Annotated in this window: 18 protein-coding genes and 2 pseudogenes; 4 read left to right on the top strand and 16 right to left on the bottom strand. The window is 73.2% G+C overall.

Translation table 11 applies throughout. The features are described from left to right. Window positions 1-60: 60 nt before the first annotated feature. From C6376_RS24645 to C6376_RS24700, 12 genes are read right to left on the bottom strand one after another with little or no spacing between them, the layout of a single operon-like run. Window positions 61-933, bottom strand: coding sequence for a bifunctional 2-polyprenyl-6-hydroxyphenol methylase/3-demethylubiquinol 3-O-methyltransferase UbiG (locus tag C6376_RS24645; protein WP_107445433.1), 873 nt, complete (start codon window positions 931-933; stop codon window positions 61-63). Beyond that, the gene (locus C6376_RS24650; protein ID WP_107445434.1) at window positions 930-3,506 is read right to left on the bottom strand and encodes an amino acid--tRNA ligase-related protein; all 2,577 of its coding nucleotides are present in this window, start codon (window positions 3,504-3,506) and stop codon (window positions 930-932) included. Before C6376_RS24650 ends, C6376_RS24645 begins: the two co-directional genes overlap by 4 nt. Further along, window positions 3,499-4,032 carry a dCTP deaminase gene (dcd, locus tag C6376_RS24655; protein ID WP_107445435.1) on the bottom strand — a complete coding sequence of 178 codons (534 nt, stop codon included), beginning with the start codon at window positions 4,030-4,032 and terminating at the stop codon, window positions 3,499-3,501. The genes C6376_RS24650 and dcd overlap by 8 nt, the downstream gene beginning before the upstream one ends. Next, entirely contained in the window at window positions 4,029-4,526 is a 498-nt protein-coding gene (locus C6376_RS24660) for a deoxycytidine deaminase (protein WP_107445436.1), read from the bottom strand. Before C6376_RS24660 ends, dcd begins: the two co-directional genes overlap by 4 nt. Beyond that, window positions 4,523-5,782 carry a cytochrome P450 gene (locus C6376_RS24665; protein ID WP_107445437.1) on the bottom strand — a complete coding sequence of 420 codons (1,260 nt, stop codon included), beginning with the start codon at window positions 5,780-5,782 and terminating at the stop codon, window positions 4,523-4,525. The genes C6376_RS24660 and C6376_RS24665 overlap by 4 nt, the downstream gene beginning before the upstream one ends. A gap of 14 nt (window positions 5,783-5,796) precedes the next feature. Next, on the bottom strand, window positions 5,797-6,639 hold the full coding sequence (locus C6376_RS43905; protein ID WP_159083246.1) for a hypothetical protein: 843 nt from the start codon (window positions 6,637-6,639) through the stop codon (window positions 5,797-5,799). A 33-nt stretch (window positions 6,640-6,672) separates the two neighbouring features. Continuing rightward, window positions 6,673-7,476: an ABC transporter permease gene (locus C6376_RS24675; RefSeq protein ID WP_159083247.1), complete on the bottom strand. Its 804-nt coding sequence runs from the start codon at window positions 7,474-7,476 to the stop codon at window positions 6,673-6,675. An 8-nt stretch (window positions 7,477-7,484) separates the two neighbouring features. Beyond that, a complete protein-coding gene (locus tag C6376_RS24680) occupies window positions 7,485-8,252 on the bottom strand; it encodes an ABC transporter permease (protein ID WP_107445439.1) in 768 nt (255 codons plus the stop codon). Further along, window positions 8,249-9,217 carry an ABC transporter ATP-binding protein gene (locus C6376_RS24685; RefSeq protein WP_107445440.1) on the bottom strand — a complete coding sequence of 323 codons (969 nt, stop codon included), beginning with the start codon at window positions 9,215-9,217 and terminating at the stop codon, window positions 8,249-8,251. Before C6376_RS24685 ends, C6376_RS24680 begins: the two co-directional genes overlap by 4 nt. Then, window positions 9,214-10,320: a hypothetical protein gene (locus C6376_RS24690; RefSeq protein ID WP_107445441.1), complete on the bottom strand. Its 1,107-nt coding sequence runs from the start codon at window positions 10,318-10,320 to the stop codon at window positions 9,214-9,216. The genes C6376_RS24685 and C6376_RS24690 overlap by 4 nt, the downstream gene beginning before the upstream one ends. Next, window positions 10,317-11,189 carry a hypothetical protein gene (locus C6376_RS24695; RefSeq protein ID WP_107445442.1) on the bottom strand — a complete coding sequence of 291 codons (873 nt, stop codon included), beginning with the start codon at window positions 11,187-11,189 and terminating at the stop codon, window positions 10,317-10,319. Before C6376_RS24695 ends, C6376_RS24690 begins: the two co-directional genes overlap by 4 nt. After that, window positions 11,186-12,388 carry a pitrilysin family protein gene (locus C6376_RS24700; RefSeq protein ID WP_107445443.1) on the bottom strand — a complete coding sequence of 401 codons (1,203 nt, stop codon included), beginning with the start codon at window positions 12,386-12,388 and terminating at the stop codon, window positions 11,186-11,188. Before C6376_RS24700 ends, C6376_RS24695 begins: the two co-directional genes overlap by 4 nt. 398 nt (window positions 12,389-12,786) lie before the next feature. Between C6376_RS24700 and C6376_RS24705 the strand changes: the two genes are divergently transcribed. Further along, window positions 12,787-12,987, top strand: a complete 201-nt coding sequence (locus C6376_RS24705) for a hypothetical protein (protein ID WP_107445444.1) — start codon at window positions 12,787-12,789, stop codon at window positions 12,985-12,987. A 91-nt stretch (window positions 12,988-13,078) separates the two neighbouring features. On the opposite strand, the gene C6376_RS24710 is transcribed toward C6376_RS24705, so the two are convergent. After that, entirely contained in the window at window positions 13,079-16,234 is a 3,156-nt protein-coding gene (locus C6376_RS24710) for a BTAD domain-containing putative transcriptional regulator (protein WP_107445445.1), read from the bottom strand. A gap of 504 nt (window positions 16,235-16,738) precedes the next feature. Then, a complete protein-coding gene (locus C6376_RS24715; RefSeq protein ID WP_107445446.1) occupies window positions 16,739-17,143 on the bottom strand; it encodes a type II toxin-antitoxin system PemK/MazF family toxin in 405 nt (134 codons plus the stop codon). Window positions 17,144-17,252: 109 nt separating this feature from the next. Here C6376_RS24715 and C6376_RS24720 point away from each other — a divergent pair. Continuing rightward, window positions 17,253-17,447 (top strand): annotated as a pseudogene (locus C6376_RS24720) (IS701 family transposase); the annotation flags it as partial. 416 nt (window positions 17,448-17,863) lie between these two features. Here the strand turns inward: C6376_RS24720 and C6376_RS24725 are convergent. Both C6376_RS24725 and C6376_RS45410 read right to left on the bottom strand, forming a co-directional pair. Continuing rightward, window positions 17,864-18,595, bottom strand: a complete 732-nt coding sequence (locus C6376_RS24725) for a hypothetical protein (RefSeq protein WP_006376607.1) — start codon at window positions 18,593-18,595, stop codon at window positions 17,864-17,866. Window positions 18,596-18,890: 295 nt separating this feature from the next. Beyond that, a pseudogene (locus tag C6376_RS45410) lies at window positions 18,891-19,097 on the bottom strand (amidohydrolase); the annotation flags it as partial. A gap of 214 nt (window positions 19,098-19,311) precedes the next feature. Between C6376_RS45410 and C6376_RS24735 the strand changes: the two are divergent. Beyond that, window positions 19,312-19,935: a sugar O-acetyltransferase gene (locus tag C6376_RS24735; RefSeq protein WP_107445447.1), complete on the top strand. Its 624-nt coding sequence runs from the start codon at window positions 19,312-19,314 to the stop codon at window positions 19,933-19,935. Then, window positions 19,932-20,102 carry an ATP-binding protein gene (locus C6376_RS24740; RefSeq protein ID WP_254076031.1) on the top strand — a complete coding sequence of 57 codons (171 nt, stop codon included), beginning with the start codon at window positions 19,932-19,934 and terminating at the stop codon, window positions 20,100-20,102. The genes C6376_RS24735 and C6376_RS24740 overlap by 4 nt, the downstream gene beginning before the upstream one ends. The last annotated feature ends 91 nt before the right edge of the window (window positions 20,103-20,193 follow it).

The raw sequence follows: 20,193 nt of genomic DNA on the forward strand, positions 1-20,193 counted from the left end.
AGTGCGGCGAGTGCGGCGAGCGGGGCGGGCGTTCGGGGTGGTCCGGGTCTTCGGGCGGGGTCAGTCCTTGGTGGCGGTCACGGTGAAGCTCAGCGGGAACGGATCGCCGGGGATCCGCCACCAGCCCCGCTCGGAGGGCGTCATCCACGGCAGCGGCTGCCAGGGCAGTACGGGGTGCTCGGCCATGGCGGTGATCCGCAGGCCTGCCCCGGCCAGGGCGGAGACCACTTCGGACAGAGGGTGGTTCCACCGGTACTGGGGCAGGCCCAGGCGCAGCGAGGTGTCCACATAGGTGCCGGCTTCGTCGTCGACGACGGGTGCGGTGTGCCGGAAGTACGGGTGCCGGGGGCGGTAACCGTCCTTGCCCGGCTCGTCGTCCCAGATGAACAGGTGGGGATGGCCTTCTGCGAGGAAGAACGTGCCGCCGGGGGTGAGGTGGCGGGCGACGGTGCGGGCCCAGGCGTCGAGGTCGGGGAGCCACATCAGCACGCCCCAGGAGGTGAAGCAGATGTCGAAGGTGCGCCCGAGGTCGAGGGTGGAGACCTCGGCCTGTTCGAAGCGGGCGGGCAGGGCGGACTCGGCGGCCAGGGCTCGGGCGCGTGCGACGGCGGCGGCCGAGAAGTCGACGCCGACGGCGTCGGCGCCGAGGCGGGCCCAGGAGAGGGTGCCCAGGCCGAAGTGGCACTGGAGGTGCAGCAGGCTGCGGCCGGCCGGGTCGCCGACTCCGGCGCGTTCGATGTCGTCCAGGGCGAGGGCGCCGTCGCGGAAGCCTCGCAGGTCGTACCAGTCGCTGTCGGTGTGCAGGGGCACGCGGGCGTCCCAGAGCGCGGCGTTGGCGGCCAGCCAGGTTCCGCTGTCTCCTGCGGTCCGGCTCGCGGTGCCGGTCGTGGGCCCGGTCGTGATCGCGTTCTCGGTCTCGGTCGTGGTGGTCATCGCTGCCGGTGCTCCTCGGTGGTGTCGGGGCGCCTGCGGGTTGCGTGCAGCCCGGCCAGGCGGGTCAGGCCGAGTCCGACGCCGACGCACGGGGGTACTCCGTCGGCGAAGGTCTCCAGCACGTCGCGGTAGTCCCGGTGGACGGGGTGGGGGTCGTCGCGGAACTGGCGGGCCAGGCGGCGCGCGAGCCGGTCCGGGTCCCGTTCGTTCGCGCTGGTCTCGGCGAGCTCGACACCGTCGACGCTGAGCCAGACGCGGCGCGCGTCGCGGCCGTCCCCCGCGATGAACGGGGAGGCGGGACCGGGTATTCGGTGGACGAGCGCCACTCCGGGCAGCCGGTGCCGAAAGGTCGAGCGCCACAGCCGCCGGACGAGGACCTGCGGGTCGATGGCGCCGGCCGGATCGGGGGTGCCCTGTCCGGCGGCCAGGCGGCGCACTGCGGCCTCGTCGTCGGGGTGGACGCCGGAGGTCTCGGTGAACGCTTCGTCGAAGGTGGTCCACCGCGGCGGGCGGTCGTCGCCGAGCACCCGCGCGACGAGTCCGGCGACCAGGACCGTCATTTCCTCCAGTCGCAGGTCGGCGGCGTAGGCCTCGAGCATCGTGAACTCCTTGACGGCGTCGCCGCGCAGGGGTTCGTTGCGGAAGCTGGCGCCGATCTCGTAGACCCGGGTGCGGCCCTCCGCCAGGCGGCGCAGCAGGTCCAGTTCGGTCGTGACGCGCAGGTACAGGGGCCGGTTGCGGGAAGCGTGCCGGGTGGTGAAGGGGCGGCTGGCGCCTCCGTAGAAGGCGGCCGTCAGCACCGGTGAGGCCATCTCCGCGAAGCCGAGTGCGCCCAGCTCCGGCCGCAGGGCGTCGGCGACGGCCGCTCCGCCGCCCGTGTCCGTGAGGGGCCGGGTGCGGCGGGCGGCTCCCACGGAACGCGTCGGCCGGTGGCGCAGCACCTCGTCGACGAAGAGGACGGGGGCGCCGGTGCGGGAGTGCCCGGCGTGGCCGCGGACGGCGAGCAGGTCGCCGGGGCGGGGTCGCAGCGGGTGGCCGGCGTCGAAGGCGAGCTGGACGGTCCGGTCGGCCCAGGACAGGTCCGCGAAGGTCCACTCGCGGTGCCGGCGCACGGCCTGGACACGGCCGCCCAGACGGCGTTCCTCGCCGGGGTTGCCGGGCGGGCGGTGCCAGTCGGCCAGGGGCAGCGGCTCCTCGTCGTCGTCCGTGCCCGACGGGGCGCCGGACGTGGCCGGGAGCCGGACGAGGAGGTCCTCGGGGCCGGTGAGCAGCCTCATCAGTTCCGGGGCGTCGGCTGCCCGGGGGTCGGTCAGCCAGGTCAGGCGGCGCAGGGTCCAACGGCGTTCGGCGGGGCCCTGGCCGGCGAAGTGCTCCAGCAGATGGAGGGCGGCGACCGCGGCGAGGGCGGGTACCCGGGCACCGAGGCGGCCCCCGAGGCGGCGTACGGCGTCGGCGAGCACGGCGTTGTCGACGGGTCCGGCAGGCCAGGGGTCGCCGGGGCAGGCGGCGGCGAGGGCGAGGCGGAACACGTCCTCCTCGGGGGCGCCTTCGCGGTGCGCGGGCCGCAGCCCGTCAGGCAGGGCGGTCTCGGGGCGCGCGCTGTGCAACCGGACGCGGCGGTGGGGTCCGGCGAGGCCCAGGGCGGCGAGGCCGGCGAGCAGCGACCGGAGGGTCTCGCGGTCGACGGCCGGCTCGGCCGTGCCGAGGGCGGCCGCGGCCCGCAGGAGGGCGCCCACCGCGTCCCAGACGGCGGGGGGCGAGGCGGCGTGTTCGAGGGCCGCAGCCGCCGCCGTGCCGGCCAGGGCGGCGGGGGCTGCCGCGGCGGGGGAGGGGGAAGCCGGCCGGGCTCCTTCCCACCAGCGCACCGGGGTGTCGCCGGGGCGGTGCGGCCAGACGACCTTCAGTGCCTCGACGTCCTGGGCGGCGAGTTCGGCGTCGTAGGGTCTTCCACCTGCGGCGTAGCGTGCGCGGATGTCCTCGCGCACCGCCTGGGCGATGGCTGTGCCGCGCGGGCTGGAGCGCCGGTCGAAGGCCTCGACGGGCTGGAGCAGGACGAAGGTGGAGGTCGAGCCGTAGGTGTGGCGGGGCGAGTCGGCCCGGTAGGCCGGTGCGAAGACGAGCGCGAACCAGCGGGTGCCGCAGGCGCGCAGCCACCAGTGCTCGTCCGCGGCGCCCTCCAGGCCGCGCAGGTCCTCGTCCCCGTCGGCGGCGAGGATGCCCGCGAGGACGGCGCGGGTGGTCGCGGCGACCGCGGCCAGGGTTGCTCCGTGGGCCGGGGCGGTCAGCTCGATGACGAAGCCGTCGAGGCGGTCGGCTTCGGCGCAGGCCGTGAACGCCCGCAGGGCCGGCGCGGCGGCGCGGCCGGCCGCGTGGGCGTCGGGCCCGTGGTGGGCGCGCATGCCGGTGAGGCGGGAGTGACGGGCGAAGGAGCATTCGGCGCGGTCCTGCACCGTGCGGAAGCGGGCGGCCGAGTCCTGCCCGTCGGGCCCGGCGGGAGCTCCGGCCGCGACCGGGCAGCCGGACGCAGCCCGGGTCTCGGGCGAGGCGGGGGCGGCGGTGAGCGGCTCAGGCATGGCTCGACACCTGGTGGTCGAGGTAGGTGCGGGAGGGCTGGGGGCCGTCGGCGAGCTGGTACTTGCCCTCGTACAACCGGATCGCGCCGACCGGCTGCCAGAAGGTGACCTGGGCGATGAGCATGCCGGGGAAGACGCGGACCGGGAGGGTGGCGTAGAGCTGGAGGGTGGAGTGCCCGACGAAGCCGATGTCGATGAGGTCGGCGGTGACGTGCACGAACAGGCCCATGCGAGCGGTGCCGGACTTGGCGTGGATCATCGGCACGTAGTGGTTGCTGCCGATCGTCTCGGCCGTCTCGGCCAGGACGAACTCCCCCGGCGCGAGATCCAGGCCCTCGTCGGGTATCTCGCGGAGTTCGTGGGCCGCCGGGCGGCGCGGGTCGAGCACCTCCTCGGTGTAGACGAGGACGCGCCGGCCGAGCGCGAGGTCGTAGGAGTTGGTGGTGCAGCGGGCCGGGTCGAACGGGGAGAGGACGATGCGTCCCCGGTCGACCTGCCGTTCCACCTCGTCGCCGGTGAGGATCACTGCCGGTCTCCGATCGCGGACTCGTGGGGTTCGTTGAAGCGGGCGTACAGGGCAGGCGTCGGGCGGACCCGTCCCCGGTTCTGCCAGAAGGAGACCTGGCCGATGGTCATGCCGGGGTAGATCCGCAGCGGCCGGGTGGCGACCATCTCGAGAGTCCAGCGGTGGCAGGAGGTGGTGTGGCCGAGGTCGGCGGAGACCTGGAGGAACAGGCCGAGGCGGCCCATGGAGCTGCGGCCGATCAGCGACATGGCGTACGTGTCGCTGCCGATGACCTCCTCGGTGTGGCCCAGATACATCCGGCGGGGGGCCAGGACGTAACCCTCCTCCGGGAGTTCGAAGGCGAGCCACGTGCGGGTCGACTCCTCGAAGCTCTTGACGGTGCTGCCCAGCCGGTAGTTGTAGCTGTTGGGGTTGACCGCATCGGCGCGGTAGGGGGAGATGACGATGCGTCCGGCCTCCCGCTCCTCCTCGATGCGCGGTCCGGTGAGGATCATGCGGCGCTCCGGTGTCCGGTGGCCACCGGCAGGGAGGCGACCGAGCGCAGCACGCGCGAGGGCTTCCAGCGGGTCCGCTCGGCGAGGGCGGTGAACCGGGCCGGGTGGCCGGCGTACCGCTCCAGCAGGATCCGCGCCTGCAGGCGGGCCAGGGCGGCGCCGAAGCAGGCGTGCGGGCCGTGTCCGAAGGCCAGGTGCGGGTTGGGGGTACGGGTGGGGTCGAAGGTGCCGGAGCGGGGGAAGACCAGCGGGTCGCGGTTGGCGGAGGCCAGCAGGAGGACGATCCGGCGGCCGCGCTCGACGGGAACGCCGTCGATCTCGGTGTCGGTGAGGGCGGTCCGCGCGGTGATCTTCGAGGGTCCGTCGGTGCGCAGGACCTCTTCGACGAAGGCGGCGGCCGCGCGCGGGTCGTGGGCGGCGGTGCGCGCGGGGCCGGGGTGGGCGGCCGCCGCCTGGAGCAGGGCGGTGATCAGGTTGGTGGTGGTCTCGTGGCCGCCCAGCAACAGGGACACGCAGTTGGAGACGATCTCCTCGGCGGTGAGGCGGCCTCCGTCCGTCTCGGCCCGTACCAGGGCGGTGACCACGTCGTCGCCGGGCCGGGTGCGGCGCTCGGCGACCACGCCGGTGAAGTAGTCCCACAGGGCGGTCCAGGCCCGGCCGATGCGGTCGACGTCCTCGGGCCCGGGTGCGGGCTCCACGATCCGGATCAGGTCGTCGGACCAGCGCTTGAGGCGGTCCTGGTCGGCGGCGGGCAGTCCGAGGAGGGCGCAGATGGTCAGCACCGGCAGGGGGAAGGCCAGTTCGCGTACGGCGTCGCCGCCGCCTGCCGAGGCGAGGCGCTCGAGCAGGGTGTCGGCGGTGGCGGTGATCCGGTCCTCCAGAGCGGCGACGCGGCGCGGGGTGAAGGCCTGGGCGAGCAGGGTCCGCAGCCTGCGGTGGTCGGCGCCGTCGGTGTAGAGGGCCCAGGAGGAGACCGGGGCCATCGCCGGCCGCAGGGCGGCGGGCAGATCCGCGAGGAAGTGGCCGGCGGAGGGGGCGCAGCCGAAGGCGTCGTCCCGCAGGACCCGGCGGACCTGGGCGTGCCGGGTCAGGACGAGGCGCCCGCTCCCGAGGCCGGGGCAGTCGACGGTGGCGGGGCCGCGCGCCAGGAGGTCCAGGGCCGGTGCGGGGTGGTCGGCGTCGAGGGCGTCGAGCACCAGGCACGGGTGGTCCGTGCGCGCGTCCTCCTGACGGGTCGGGTGGTCCCGGTGGTGCATGACGGTCGGCCTCCTCATGCCGTGCGGCCGGCGGTGGGCCGGGTGGTGCGGGCCTGGGCGAAGAGCCCGGCTGCGGTGATCCGGTCGGCCAGGAGCGCGGTCTCCTCGGCCGTGCCGCTGCGCAGGCAGCTCTCCCCGCGGACGTCCATCTCGATGTAGGCGGTGATGATCTGGCGCAGCGAGAGGTCGGGCAGGAGCTCGGCGAGGACGGACATCCCGTAGTCGACGGAGTGCGAGTCGCCGGGCAGCAGGTACGTGGCGTGTGCGCCGTGCGGGACGTCCAGCCGGAAGGACTGCCAGCCGTCGCGGTGGCGGCGGCGCCAGATGTCCAGGGCGGCGGCATGGACTTCCGTGGAGGGCAGGGCCGCGAGGCGGCCGAAGGCGCCGGGGGCGCTGCCGGGGTCGTGGTGGCGGGTGTGGGGCGCTCCGTGCGGGATGCTGTGCAGGAACTTCTGCACGCAGGGCCCGACCTCCCCAGGTTCGGTCGGGGTGTGCAGCCGGTTGGCGAAGACGGTGTCGCCGAAGTCGCGGCGCACCTCGGTACGGATGGCGGTGCAGCGGGCGACCACGTCGCGGCCGCTGACGACGAGTGCCTCGCACACGCCGCTGGTCATGTAGTGCAGGGTCAGCTGGTGTGCCACCGGGTAGGCGCCCACGGCGAGTTTGGGCCACACGTCCTCGACGTCGCGGGCTCCGAGGGTGAGGGTGTAGCGGGTCACGACGCTCAGCTCGTGCCGTGCGATCAGCCGGTCGACGTGGGCGCGCAGGCCGGGCAGGAGGTATCCGTCCGGCTTGAGCAGCAGGACGCTGAGCGGGGCGCTGTCGCTCCCGTGGTCCGGGGTGTGGTCGTGGCGCATGGAGTGATTCCTCGTTGGGTGGGCGGGCGCCGGTCAGGCGGCGAAGCCGAAGGCGTGGGTGCCGCGGGCCCGGGCGGTGAACACCCGGAAGGCACCGAGGGCTGCGGCCAGCCAGCCGGCGCCGGTGAGCAGCGCCCACAGCGCCGGGACGGCGACGGCAGTGCCGGGTGCGCCGTCGGCGAGCGCTCGTACGGCGGCCAGCCCGTGGGTCGGGGGCAGGGCGGTGGCGGCGGCCTGGATCCAGCCTGGCCAGAAGGTGACCGGGACCTCGGCTCCGCAGACGGCCATGAGCAGCAGGAACGACGTGTTGAAGACGATGTTGCGGGCGTCGGGCGCGGCCAGGACGAACGCGCCGACGAACAGGCCGAGGCTGTAGGTCGAGACGGCGGTGAGCAGCACGAGGCCGAGCAGGGCGGGGATGCTGGCGAGGGGCCAGTGGACTCCGAAGGCCGGGCCCACCGCCAGCAGCGACACCATCGCGGTCGCCGATCCGCTGAGGGGCCACTGCAGGCTGCGGCCGAGCATGACCCAGCCGAGGTCTCCGGGGGCGGCGGCCAGCAGGGGCAGTGTGCCGTGGCCGCGCTCCCAGCTGGTGGACACCACCACGGTCATCGCCTCGATCACGCAGGCCATCACGCCGTTGCCGAGGACGAGGTAGCGGGTCTGGGCGGCGGAGCCGAGCATCTGCCCGACGAGTCCGAAGAAACAGACCTGGCTGAGCATCCGGGTGAGCCAGCCGAAGGTCCAGCTGGTCCAGGTGTAGGAGGCGCGGAAGTCGGCGTAGGCGTTGGTGGCGCTGTATCCGATGACGCGCAGGGTCCGCAGGAGTGGGTGCATCGCTGTCCTCATGTCTGGGCGAGCGTGCCGGTGGTCGTGACCCGGCGGAGCATGCGACCGATCAGGAGGGTTCCGGCGAGGGCGCCGGCCAGACCCAGGAGCGCGACGGCGCCGAGGGCGCCCGCGGGCCGCACCGGCGCGGCGGGGTCCAGGGCGGCCCGCAGCAGCCGGGCGCTCCAGGACAGGAACACCGCCTCCGACAACGGGCGCAGCCAGTCGGGGAGATGGGACACGGGGACGAGTACGCCGCCGAGCAGGTAGAAGGGGAAGCTGAGGGCGTTCTGCAGGACGCGGGCCGAGGGCGCCAGGACGAACAGGGCGCAGACGCAGCTCGCGGTGCCTGCCATCGCGAAGGCCGAGACGAGGACTGCGGCGAGGAACAGGCCGGGGTGCTCGATGCGGACGGTGAGGCCGAAGACCCCGTAGGCGACCAGCCAGGCCTCGGCGAAGGAGAGTGCGCCGAACAGGGTCACGGCGGCGATGCGGACGTTGACGACGGCCGGATAGGAGGCGGGCGCGGCCACCACCGCCTCCATGGTGCCGCGGTCGCGTTCCTCGCTGACGAGTTCGCCGGCGGTCTGCAGGGCCATCGACCACAGGGCCATCAGCGCGGGGGCGAGGACGGCGTAGCCGGCGAGGTCCGGGCGGCCGGCGTGGACCTGGATGGAGAGGAAGACCAGGGTGTACAGCGGGGTGGTGACGAAGACGTGGGCGATGTCGGGGGTGCGCAGGGTCATGAGCGCCTGGAGGCGGAAGACGGTCCACAGCGTCCTCATCGGGTCACCTGCATGCCGCGGCCGTCGCCGATCAGGCTCAGGTACACCTCGGCCAGGCCCGGCCGTACGGTGCCCAGTTCGGTGACCCGGGCCCGGACGAGGGCGTCCAGGACAGCGGTGACGGCGGCGTCGCCCAGGACGTCGATCCGGGTGAGGTCCCCGTCCCGGGTGACGCCGGTGACGTCGGGCAGCAGGTGCAGGCCGTCGAGGACGTCCGCGGGTACGTTCCTGGCCTCGATCCGCTCGTGGGCGCTGATCCGGGCGGCGAGGGCGGCCGGCTCGTCGGTGGCGATCACCTCGCCGTGGTCCATGAGGGTGACCCGGTCGCAGACGCTTTCGGCCTCGGCCATGTCGTGGGTGGTGAGGAGGATGCTGCGGCGTTCGGCGCGCAGTTCGCCGATCAGGTCCCGGAAGTCGAGGGCGGCGGCCGGGTCCATGCCGGTGGTGGGTTCGTCGAGGAGGAGCACCCGCGGGTCGCTGATCAGTCCGCGGGCGAGGTGCAGCCGCTGCTTCATGCCCCGGGAGAAGCCGTCGACGCGGTCGTCGGCGCGGTCGGCCAGCCCGACCCGGCGCAGGAGGTCGGTGATGCGGTGGCGCAGCGGGGCGCCGTGGAGGCCGTAGAGGGCGCCCCACAACTGGAGGTTCTGGCGGGCTCCGAGCCGTCCGTACAGGCCCCGGTCGCCGCCGAAGACGATGCCGACCAGCGGTTTGACGGCGCGGGGGTCGGCGGCGACGTCGTGGCCGAGTACGCGTGCGGTGCCGCCCGTGGGGGTGAGGACGGTGGAGAGGATCTTGCAGAGGGTGGTCTTGCCGGCTCCGTTGGGGCCGAGCAGCCCGCGCACCTCGCCCTCCTCGACGGCGAGGTCGATGCCGTTCAGTGCGGTGACCGTGGTGTGCGGGCCGCCGCGCCGGGGGCGGTAGGAGCGGGTCAGGCCGCGTACGTCGATGGCGGGGGCGGCGCTCATGCGTGCGTCCCGGCGTCGAGGGAGGCGAGGGAGGCCGCGGCCGCCGCGTGCTCGGCGGGGTCGACGAGTTCGCCGGCGACCAGGAGGAAGGAGCCCACGGGGGTGTGGGCGAGGGTGCCGGACGGGCCCGGGTCCAGGCGCAGCCGGTCTGTGGGGCAGCGTCCGGTGCCGGTGTCCAGGAGCATGCCCCACACGGGGAAGCCGGAGGCGAGGCGTTCGGGTACGCCGGCCGGCTCCGGCCGGGCGCCCGTTGCCGCGCGTCGCCGGTTCTCGTCTTCGGCGAGCGGGCCGGTCCGGGAGACCAGGGCCTCCAGCGTGGGGTGGGGGGCCGCGGCGTGGACGAGGGTGAGCAGTTCGTGTGCCTCGGGGGTCAGACGGAAGGCGTCGAGGGTGTCGGTGACGGCGCCGGTGTCCGCGAGTTCCCCGGTGTGCAGGAGCATCAGCACGTCGACGGCGTCCTTGGCGTGGAAGGGCCGCTGGACGCGCTCCTCCACGACCGACAGCAGGTCGGCGAGGCCCTGGCGGGCGGGCAGTGCCGGGCGCAGCGGGAGCGCGCCGAGGTCCCCGTAGAAAGCGGCGGTGCTGAGCTCCACCCGCAGCTCCTGTTCGAGGAGCGGGTCGGGCGAGGGCCAGGCCACGGTCAGCAGCACGTGCAGCGCGCCCTGCGGGTCGGTGACGAGGGTCAGTTCGTACGGTTCGGCATCGTGGCCGGCGGTCAGCGTGCGGGCCGCCGCCCACAGTTCGGCCTCGTCGGGCAGGACCAGGTCCAGATCGCCGACGGGGCGGACGACGTCCTGCGGGTAGCGGGCCGCCAGGGAGGGGCCTTTGACGACGCGGCCGTGCGGGGCGGCCTCGGCGACTGCGGCACGCCACTGCTCGTATCGGGCGGCCCGGGTGCGGGCGCGGGCGAGTTCGTCGGTGCTGCCGCTGCCGAGCGGGACGCCTTCGCGGGCGGCAACGGAGATCACCAGCTGTGGCAGGGTCGCGGAGACCTCGCGGGCCACCGAGACCAGTTCGCGTCCGTCCTCGTGGTCCGGGACTGCGAGCAGTGTGTGCAGCAGGGTCAGGTCCAGGGGGACGGGCGGGGTGGCGGAGGTGGTCATCGCGGGGTTCCGATGCTGGTCGGGGGCAGGACGGCGGCGAGTTCGGCAGGGCTGGTGGTCCAGTAGATGTGGTCGGTGCTCCAGCCCCGGGCCTGGAGGGCGGTCAGGGCGGCGGACCGGCTCTCGTCGGACCGGTGCACCACGTGCCCGAGGAGCGGCAGGCCGCGTCCGGCGGCGTGGGCGGCCGCCGCGGCCACCAGGGCGTCGCGGCACGCCCCGGCGTGGGGGGCGTCCGGCTCGACGAGGACGTCCCACAGCTCGGTGTGGGCGGCGGCGGTGACCGCGTCGGCCTGCTCGTCGAGCAACACCGCGTGGCCCACGGGCGCGCCGTCGAGCACGGCGACCAGGACGGTGGGTCGGGCGTCGAGCACCTCGGCGGCAGCCGCCGCGATATCGTCCTCGGCGGCCTGGCGGCCCTGTTCGTCGGCGCCTTGGCGGATCGCCCGGGCCGTCCAGACGCGGACCGGCCCCTGGTGCTCCTCGGTGGCCGCGACGATGCGCAGGCCGTCGGGGCGGGGCCGTCCGGTGAGCGGCCGGGTGAGTCGGACGTACGTCAGGGAGCGGCGCCAGGGCGGGGGCAGGCGGGTGCCGGCTGGCGTGCGGACCTGGAACACCGCGCTGCCGGGGTGCCGGCCGGCCAGGTCGGCCAGTACGGCTTCCAGCGTTCCGTCGGTGAAGGCGCCGGGGTCGGCGTACTCGACGAAGAGGCCGGGCTCCGTGCTGAGCGCGTCGGTGCAGGATCCGACGACGAGGCGGTGGCCGCCACGGCGTACGGTCAGGCCCGCGGCGTCCGCCTCGGTCCAGTAGCCGGGCGCGGGGTCGGGCGCAGGCAGCTGCTCGGCGGGCACCGCCGCCGGTGCGGCCGTCATCGGACCGCCTCCGGCCGTACGGTCACCAGGAGCCGGCCGGCCACGTCGGCGGCCGCGGCGCGTATCTGCTCGGCGGTGACGGCGCGCAGTGCCGCGGTGTCGGTCTCGAGCGACCACGGCCGGGTCCCCGCTGCGGTGCGGTCGGCGGTGAGCCGTGCGTGTTCCAGGGGTTCTTCGCTGTCCAGGAGCAGGCTCATCTCGGCCTGGCGGCGGGCGGCCGCCAGGTCTTCGGGGTCCGGCCCCCGGTCGGCGAGCCGCGCGAGCAGGGCCCGTACGACGTCGACGACCTGGTCGGCCTGTGCGGGCGAGGTGCCGACCAGGACGCGCCAGGCCCCGGCTTCGCGGTAGCCGCGGTCCCAGGCCTGGAAGGTGTAGGACAGCTGCTGCTCTCCGCGCAGGGCGCGATACAGCAGGGAGGACGGGCTGGAGCCGAGGAGTTGGGCCAGGAGGGTGTAGACCGGGCGCAGTGCGGAGCCGGCTGCGGGAGAGCGTGCGCCGAGGCACACCCAGCAGAAGTCGGCGTCCAGCGGCCAGGCGGCCACGGCCCGGTCACCCGGCTGCGCTGCGGTGAGGGGCAGTGTGTCCCGGGCCGCGGGGCGGGTGCCCCTGGGCAGGTCCCCGAGGACGGCCGGGATGCGCGGGCCGACGACGACCAGCGCGCTCGGCGCGTTCACCAGGGCGGTGTGCGCGGTGCGGATGTCGTCGAGCGTGACGGCCCGCAGCTGGCGTTCGTCACCTCCGACGGGGCGGCCCAGCGGGTGCCCGGGGAAGAGCGCGGCCAGTACGGCGTCCTGGACGGTGTCGGCGGGATCGGCTGCGGCTGCGGCCAGTTCCTGGAAGACCACCTCGCGCTCGTCGTCGAGCGCGCTGCGGTCGAAGTCGGGTGCGGTGTAGGCCCTCAGCAGCAGGGCTGCGACCTCGTCCGCGTCGTCCGCGTGGACCTGGGCGTAGTAGAGCATCTGCTCCAGGCCGGTCTCCGCGTTGGTACGGCCGCCGAGCCGCTCGACGCGTTCGCTGAAGGAGCCGCCGCCGTCCATGGGCACGGACATCACGAGGTGTTCGAGCAGGTGGGCGCAACCACCCCGGTCGGCCGGGTCGTCACGGGAGCCGGACGCGACGGCCAGGCACAGGCTGGTGGTCCTGAGCCGGTCGTCGATCACGGGGATCAGGGACATCGGCACAGCGGTACCGAGGGTCATGGGCCACCTTCCGGCCGGCGAGACGGGTACTGGGCGGGAGAACAGGGGGCGGTGGGCTGCGCCGCCGGGTGGGGCCGGACGGCCGCCGAAGCCGACTGGCTCCGGCGGCCGTCCGGTCAGCCGGGGCGTCAGCCCTTCTTGACGACCTTGTCGAGACGCGGACGCATACCGACGGCGTGGTTGCGGTTCATGTGAGATCCCCTTTCGAGGAGGTGTTGGGCGGTGTTCAGGGGCGGTTGCCTCCGAACACCGATGACACTAGGAGCGCGTCGATGGACGCCCGGTCGACGCCGTGGTCCGCGCCCGCCGATCGGTCGTAGATCGTTTGTAGATCGGGGCCGGAGCGCCGCGTGGCAGAGTCGTCGCGTTCTCCCCGCACCTGGGACGGAAGGCCCCTCATGAACCACCGACTCACGTCCGCCCGCCTGCCGAAGGCCGCGTCCGCACTGGTCCTGCTCTGCGCGGTGGCCGCACTCACCGCTGGCGCGGGCACGCTGACGGACCAGTCCGCGCAGCATCAGGCCCCGACCGCCGGGAGCATCGTTCCTGCCTGGAACAACACCGGTTCCGCCGTGCCGCCGCACCCGCCCGTCATCTGATCCGTCCGCGCGCGGGAAATGGGGAGGGCGCCACCTGTACGAGGTGGCGCCCTCCCTTGCGTGCTGCGGGCCCGCGGATCGCGGCGGGGACCTACGCCGTGCGGCCTAGCTCCCCCAGAAGGTCCGCGACATCCTGCTGTTCGGGCAGCCCCATGCCCTCGAAGATGTGCAGGGACTGCTCCAGGTACACCTGGGCGCCGTCCGGGTCGGCGCGGTCGGCGAGCACGCGGCCGCAGACCAGCAGGGCCTGCGCCTCGGCCCGTTCGTCGCCGCGCCGGCGGGCCATTGCGACCGCCTGACGAGCCATCGATTCGGCGGCCGGGAAGCGGCGCAGCATCCGCAGGGTGTCGGCGAGCCGGTAGCGGACGTGGACCTCGCGCCCGTCGTCGCCGGCCCGGTCACAGGCCTCCAGGGCCTCGGTGAGGGCGCGCAGCGCGTCCTCGTGGTGGCCTGCGGCTCCCAGGGCCACGCCCTTGACGTAGAGCGCGTACGCGGCTGCGGACTCGTCGTCCAGCTCCGCCACGGCTTCCAGCACCTCCCGGGCGGTGTCCAGGGCGACGCCCGTGGCGCCGAGCCGCACGTGGGCGAGGGCGCAGTTCAAGAGGGTGGCGATCTCGCCGGAGCGGTGGCCGAGCCGGCGGGCCAGGGCGAGGGCCTCCTCGTAGTGGGTGATGGCCTCGGCGCTCTCGCCCAGGGTGACGGCGATCAGGCCCAGGTCGTTGAGGGCTTGCCGCAGGATCACCACGTCCTCCGCCGCGCGGCAGGCGCGCACCGCCAGCCCGGCATGGGTGCGGGCCGCCGCAAGCCGGCCCGCCCTCAGGGCGAAGGAGCAGCTCAGCCACTGGGCGCGACCGAAGGACCGCTGGTCGCCCCGGCGCCTGGCGGCTTCGGCGACGCGCAGTGCGGCGGGGGCGAGCTGTTCGTGGCGCAGATCCCCGACGAAGGGGCTCAGCGCCACCAGCAGATCGGTGGCGGCGGGCAGCAGCCTGCGGTGCGGCTCGGCTTCGGCGTGGTCGGCGCAGGACTGTACCGCGAGGACGGCCGCCTCGAAGTGCTCGGCGGCCCAGGCCCGTGCGGCCTGCGGGTCGGGGAACGGGGCGGCTTCGGCTCCGAGTGACACCAGGGAGCCGACCACCGAGTCCCCGGGGACCAGCTGGGCGAAGGCCTGGCACGCGGTGGCGAGCAGGTGGCCGAGCAGGTTCTCGTAGGCGCGGTCGGCCTCGGCCGCGTCGTGGGCGCGGGCACGCGCCCGGCCGAAGGCCCGCAGCAGGTCGTGGATGCGGTACCGGCCCGGCGCCGGGGACTCCATCATGGAGGCGCTGACGAGTGCCTCCAGTGCCTCCTCGGTCTCCGCCTCGGCGCTCTGCAGGATCGCGCCGGCGGCCTGCGGGCCCACGTCGGCGGCGGTGGCCACGGCGATGAGGCGAAAAGCCCGGGCCTGCTCGGATGACAGCTGGTGATAGCTGAGGTCGAAGGCCGCTTCGACGGCCAGGTCGCCCACCCGCATCTCGTTCACCCGACGGGCCTCGTCGGTGAGCCGGGCCGTCAGGGCGGCGACGGGCCAGCCGGGCCGGGCGGCGAGACGGGCCGACACGATGCGGGTGGCGAGCGGCAGCTGGCCGCATGCGCCCACCAGGGCGTGGACGTCCGCACGTTCGGCGTCGAGCCGGCCGGCGCCGATGATCCGGCCGACCAGGGTGACGGCGTCCTCGGGCAGCAGCCGGCCCAGACCGAGTTGTACCGCTCCTTCGAGGCTGGGCAGTTGGGTGCGGCTGGTGACGAGGACCGCGCAGCCGGGGGCGCCGGGGACCAGATGGCGCACCTGGGCGGCGTCGGCCGCGTTGTCCAGGACGAGGAGCACGCGCCGACCGTCGAGGACGGTGCGCAGCAGCCGGGCCCTGGCGCCGACGGTGTCGGGCAGCAGGTGGAGCGGGCAGCCGAGTCCGTCCAGGAAGGCGCCCAGCACGATCGCGGGGTCCTCGGGGTCGGGGTCCATGCCGCGCAGGTCGGCGTACAGCTGCCCGTCCGGGTAGTGCCCGCGGACCAGGTGCGCGACGTGCAGGACCAAGGAGGTCTTGCCGATGCCGCCCATGCCGGAGACTGCGGCGAGCGGCAGGCTGCGGCGGTCCGGTGCGGTGAGCAGGGCGTGCAGGGTGGCGATCTCGGCGGTGCGGCCCACGAAATCGGGTACGGAACGCAGCAGTTGGGCGGGTGCGGTCCGGGGGAAGGCGCTGCCGCGCCCGCCGCCCGGGGCGGTCCCGGGGGCGGGCGTCGGTGGCGGGCCGTCGTCCGGGCCGGCCGCCACGGCAGTGACGGCGGCCGTGGCGGGTCGGCCGGTGCCGGCTGCGGGGCGGGGCTCCGGTAAGACCGCCGCCGACGGGGTCCGGGTCGCCGGGGACGTCGCGCGGGCCGTTGCCGGGGTGGTCCGCGGGACCGGCGCCGGGGTCGCCCGCGGCGTCCTTTCCGGGACCTCCTCCAGTATCTGGCGGTGCACGGCCGCCAGTTCGCGGCCGGGCTCCATGCCCTGCTCCTCGATGAGGGTGTGGCGCACCCGCTGGAACAGGGCCAGCGCCTCGGTGCGCCGTCCGGTGGCGTGCAGGGCCCGCATCAGCAGGCCGTGGAGCCGCTCCCGGCCCGGGTGTTCGGCCGCGAGGGCGGTCAGGTCGGGTATGACGGCCCGGTAGCGCCCCTGTGCCAGTTCCAGGTCGTACTGCTCCTCCAGCAGGGCGGTGCGTAGTTCGCCCCACCGCTCACGCTGCTGGTCGGCGAAGGGGCCCGGCACTTTCGCCAGGGGCTCTCCGCGCCACAGCCCCAGGGCGGCGGCGACCAGTGCTGCGGCCTCCGCGAGGCGCCCCGCGTCACGTGCCGCGGCCGACCGTTCGGCCAGCTCCGCGGCCTCCAGGGCGTCCACGGAGCAGCCCGGGACATCGAGCCGGTAGCCGTCGCCGACCGAGACCAGGATCCGCGGAGCGGAGGGGTCGGGCTCCAGGAGGCGCCGCAGCCGCCACGCGTACGTCCGGAGGTTGGCGACCGCCCCGTCCGGGGGCTCTTCCCCCCAGACCCCGGTGACCAGGTCCCACATCGGGACACCCAGCCCCGCACGCATGAGTAACTGGGCCAGTACCGCCTGCTGTTGCGGTGATCCGGGCCCGATGGCCCGTTCACCGCCTGTGACGCGCAGTGGTCCCAGCACCGCGAACTCCAGCGTGCTCGATTCCTCGCCGCCGGCGGACACCCGCACGGACATCGTCCCCCCATGTGTTCCCTCGACTCCGGAACCGCGTCCGGGTCCTATCGATCATCGTTGTGGTGACGCCGCAGGATGGTCGGTCCGGTGCGTCGGATGTGGCGCAGGGGAGCTCGCGCCGCCCGCTGCCCCTCGCCCCAGCGTCTCCACAGCTCGTCCTGCTGAGCCGACCAGAACCGTAATCACGCTCCTGTGCCTGCACAACCACATGATCATCCGGGGATGGTGCGCCGTTCACCTGAGGGTGCCATCATTGTTCGGCTCAGGCACAGATCGTGGGGAGTGGTCGCGGAGCGTCACCCCGGTCTTCGACGGCAAGGGCTCGTATTTTCCGTGAGACCCCGTACCCTCCCGTCCGGCTGCGGAGGATGACGCTCCGTCAGTCCTGCGCCGGGCCTCGCCGGTGTCCGCGGCGAGCGGTGACGATGCCGGAGGGCGGTGTCCAGCGTGGATCATCTCGCCTGAGATCGCCCATGCCGTCGCGGGCGTCGGCTCCTTCTCCGTCTACCCGAGTTCACCGCGACGGAAGGCGTCCCTCATCTCGCTGAGCCTCGCGGTCGTTGCCGGGTTCCGCCCCTGTGCTTGTTCAGCGAGTCGGAGGGCGTCGTCGATCTCGCCGAGCTTCCTGGAGGACAGGACGGCCGCCCGCTCTATCAGGTCGTCCCGGGACACGGTGGTCAGCCACGTGCACGGGGTGAAGCCTGGACGCCGGAACGCGAGCCGCAGCACACCTTCGAGCGGCAGCCCTTCACCGGCGCCGACCGTCACTTCGATGCCCAGACCGCTGATGTCGAGGCCCGCCGGAGCGACGACCTGCATCACCTGGAACCCGGTCGCGTCGTCTCCTGACAGCAGTACGACCAACCTCCGCTCGTCGAACTGGACCCACCAGACTTCGCCACGTTGCACAAGCCCTCCGATACACAGGACGGCAGGCAGACGCTGCGCGACCGGACGCGGTGTGGAGACGGGTGCGGCCACCGTTGATCATCGGTGTGTGAAGACAAACGATCATGCGGTGGCCGCAGGTCACAGCGTAGACCCTGGCTGCCGGCAGGAGGCGTTCGAGGGCCTGATGAGCCGGATAGCGGGACGCTTCACACGGTTCGAACCGCGACGCCGGGCCCGGAAGCCGGTACTCGACCTGTTGTCGGACCTGCCGCGCAAGAACTGCTGGACCATCACCGAGCGGGCCGGGGACGGGGCCCCGGACACAGCACAAGCCGCAGCCGGAACGTGACGGAGCCCGGGAGCATGTCCAGCTCCCGGGCTCCAGCTTGCCGCCCATTTGCGCACACCGGCGGCGTTTAAGAACCGCGGGTCATGTTGAGATCGACGTGTTCTGCCTTTGAACTACAGCGCCACGAGAGAGGCGCCGAGGGGACTTGAACCCCCATCCGTCGATGTTCGCCCACGCTCGGTCGATCCGGTGTTCGGCGGCGAATACTGAGACTGGAGCGAGAATCTGAGTTTCATGGGGCCGCCTCTGCCAGGCTTGGGCCACCCCCGCACGTGGTGCGGGGAGAGGGATTCGAACCCCCAACTGACACCCCTTCATCAGCTTCAACATCAGTTTCAGCTTGCGCTCATCGCGCACCCTCCGCTCGCGACGGAGGGCGTATGTGGGGGCTACCGGAAGAGGTAGCCGAATACCGCGTCGCCGACCCGCTGGTCGGTGACCTCGGTGTTGTTCGCCTCCTCGCGGGCGAACTTGACGGACTGCTGGAGCTTCTCGACACGGTCGAGGAGCTCGTTGACCCGCCGGGCGGGCAGCGCGCCGGAGAACTTCACCGTAGTCCAGTAACCGACCGGGACGTCCTCGTAGTACACCTCGACCTGTGCCGGGTGCTTCTCCGTGGCCTCGGCCTTCACGTGGTTGCGCGGAACCTTCTTCGTGCGGATGGTCCGCACCGGGTCCGTCTTCCACGAGTCCGTCGAGGGGTCCAGGTTCCACGACTCGGAGGCGTCGAGCACCGGCAGCTTGCGCACGAAGGTGTGCAGGTCGGTGAGTTGCTTCTCCAGGAACAACAGGTACGGGACGGGCACCTGGGGCAACAGCACCGTACCGTCGACCACCACGTCCGCGACCGCGGACCGGTTCGCCCAGTCCTTCGTCGCGGTCACGTCGAAGAGCCGCGTCAGCGTCCCGGCGGTCGCCCGCAGAGCGTCCTCGGCCTTGATCTGCACCCGCGTGGACTCGGGCGGCAGTTGCTCGCCCTCTTCGTCCTTGGGCTGGTAGGTCCGGGAGATGCCGGCCAGCAGGGCGGGCTTCTGCACGTCCTGGTGAGCCTGGGTGAGCTCCTGGAGAGCCTTGGACTTGACGCCCTTTTCGACTGCGATGATCTGATTCAGCTTCGGCACACGGCGAACCTAACAACTCCGCGCCGCCCGCACATCCGATTAAACGCCAGGCCCAGAGGGCGGGGCTGCACGTGTGAGCCCGGACCGGGGCGCGAAGGTCACCAACCGTAAGGCGGCCGCCCGGCCGCCCGGCCGGCGGCCCGTGGGGTGCATCGCAGGGCGGAGGGCCACGGCCACTACCGGGGACGTACCTCGGTGGTCCTACAACGCGCCGAGGCGCAGTGCCGGCCGCCGCGACACGGTGAACCTTCGTGGTCGCAGCACAAGTCACCACACCAGTGGCCTCACGCCCGCGCCGGGTCAGGAGGCGGGCCGCCTTGTCGTCACCGAAATGCACGCCGGGGGAGGACAGGGAGAGCATCGTGGTCGCGATGCCGTTGCGGTCCATCAGATCCAGATGATCCCGGACGGACCACGATGGCCAGCCGCCCGTGCCGTCGGGGTGCGTTCCGCGCGCAGCGCCCTCTCCAGCCGACCTGCCACGATCTGCGAAAACGGCCAGGCCGGATATCCGGCGGTGGGAAACGCGGCGTCGGTCACGTCGGCCGTTTACGAGAACCTGCGGGAGGGTCCCTGCGGGCGCATGGCGACCACGATCCACGGTTTCGAAAGGAATCATGTTCTCTTCGCGGGGCACGTACGCTCTGGATGCGCGCGGTCGATCTAGGGCGCGCCGGGAGTGAGCCCGAGGGGTTGGACGAGGGGAGCGTTCCGCAGTGACACGTGATCACGAGGAAGAGGTCCTGGCCCGGATCGCCAAGGGGCTTGTGTACACCGAGTCCGAAGCCGCCTTCCAGGGCCCTCGGCGCCGCACCGAGCGGATCTTCGAGTACAACCACACACCACCGAGCGAAACGGAGAAGCGCCGATCGCTGCTCGTCGCGATCTTCGGTTCGGTCGGTGAACGCACTGTGCTGCTGCCGCCGTTCCACGCCGGGTTCGGCAGCAACGTCCACGTCGGCGACGACTTCTTCGGGAACGTGAACCTCACGTTCGTCGACGACGTGGACATCCGCATAGGCAACGGTGTCATGATCGCGCCCAGCGTGACACTGACCACGACGGGACACCCGGTGCATCCCTCGCGACGCGCTGACTTCGGACGGTTCTCGGAACCGATCGTGATCGAGGACAAGGTGTGGATCGGTAGCAACGCGGTAGTCCTGCCGGGCGTTCGCATCGGATACGGGTCGGTCATCGGTGCCGGCAGTGTCGTCAGCCACAGCGTTCCCCCCATGACTGTCGCGGTCGGAACCCCTTGCCGGGTGGTCCGCCCCATCACGGACGAGGACCTCACCACACGTACCGCCGGGCACGAGAAACGCTGTCCCTTGAGGTGAACGAAGCCGCGGAGGGCGACTCGCTGAAGAAGATGCTGAAGACCATCGCCGCCTTCGCATCGCAGGACGGCGGCACCGTGCTGATCGGCGTCCGCGACTACCCAAGATCGTGGGCCTGCCCGCGAAGCCGACCGCCGACAAGCAGGAACTCCAGGTCGTCGGCATGATCCCCGGAGTTCTACGTCCGCGCCGGCCCGAACACAGGATGTCCTGGAGCATGAGGGTCTGTGCAGCTCGACAAGCTGATACGCGACATGT

The organism is Streptomyces sp. P3 (assembly GCF_003032475.1).
In the GTDB taxonomy this organism is placed as follows: Bacteria; Actinomycetota; Actinomycetes; order Streptomycetales; family Streptomycetaceae; genus Streptomyces.

What these genes read in the sequence shown, in the direction of transcription:
- C6376_RS24645 (WP_107445433.1), bottom strand. Translation starts at nt 933, where the DNA reads ATGACCACCACGACCGAGACCGAGAACGCGATCACGACCGGGCCCACG.
- C6376_RS24650 (WP_107445434.1), bottom strand. Translation starts at nt 3,506, where the DNA reads ATGCCTGAGCCGCTCACCGCCGCCCCCGCCTCGCCCGAGACCCGGGCT.
- C6376_RS24660 (WP_107445436.1), bottom strand. Translation starts at nt 4,526, where the DNA reads ATGATCCTCACCGGACCGCGCATCGAGGAGGAGCGGGAGGCCGGACGC.
- C6376_RS24665 (WP_107445437.1), bottom strand. Translation starts at nt 5,782, where the DNA reads ATGCACCACCGGGACCACCCGACCCGTCAGGAGGACGCGCGCACGGAC.
- C6376_RS43905 (WP_159083246.1), bottom strand. Translation starts at nt 6,639, where the DNA reads ATGCGCCACGACCACACCCCGGACCACGGGAGCGACAGCGCCCCGCTC.
- C6376_RS24675 (WP_159083247.1), bottom strand. Translation starts at nt 7,476, where the DNA reads ATGCACCCACTCCTGCGGACCCTGCGCGTCATCGGATACAGCGCCACC.
- C6376_RS24680 (WP_107445439.1), bottom strand. Translation starts at nt 8,252, where the DNA reads ATGAGGACGCTGTGGACCGTCTTCCGCCTCCAGGCGCTCATGACCCTG.
- C6376_RS24685 (WP_107445440.1), bottom strand. Translation starts at nt 9,217, where the DNA reads ATGAGCGCCGCCCCCGCCATCGACGTACGCGGCCTGACCCGCTCCTAC.
- C6376_RS24690 (WP_107445441.1), bottom strand. Translation starts at nt 10,320, where the DNA reads ATGACCACCTCCGCCACCCCGCCCGTCCCCCTGGACCTGACCCTGCTG.
- C6376_RS24695 (WP_107445442.1), bottom strand. Translation starts at nt 11,189, where the DNA reads ATGACGGCCGCACCGGCGGCGGTGCCCGCCGAGCAGCTGCCTGCGCCC.
- C6376_RS24700 (WP_107445443.1), bottom strand. Translation starts at nt 12,388, where the DNA reads ATGACCCTCGGTACCGCTGTGCCGATGTCCCTGATCCCCGTGATCGAC.
- C6376_RS24705 (WP_107445444.1), top strand. Translation starts at nt 12,787, where the DNA reads ATGAACCACCGACTCACGTCCGCCCGCCTGCCGAAGGCCGCGTCCGCA.
- C6376_RS24710 (WP_107445445.1), bottom strand. Translation starts at nt 16,234, where the DNA reads ATGTCCGTGCGGGTGTCCGCCGGCGGCGAGGAATCGAGCACGCTGGAG.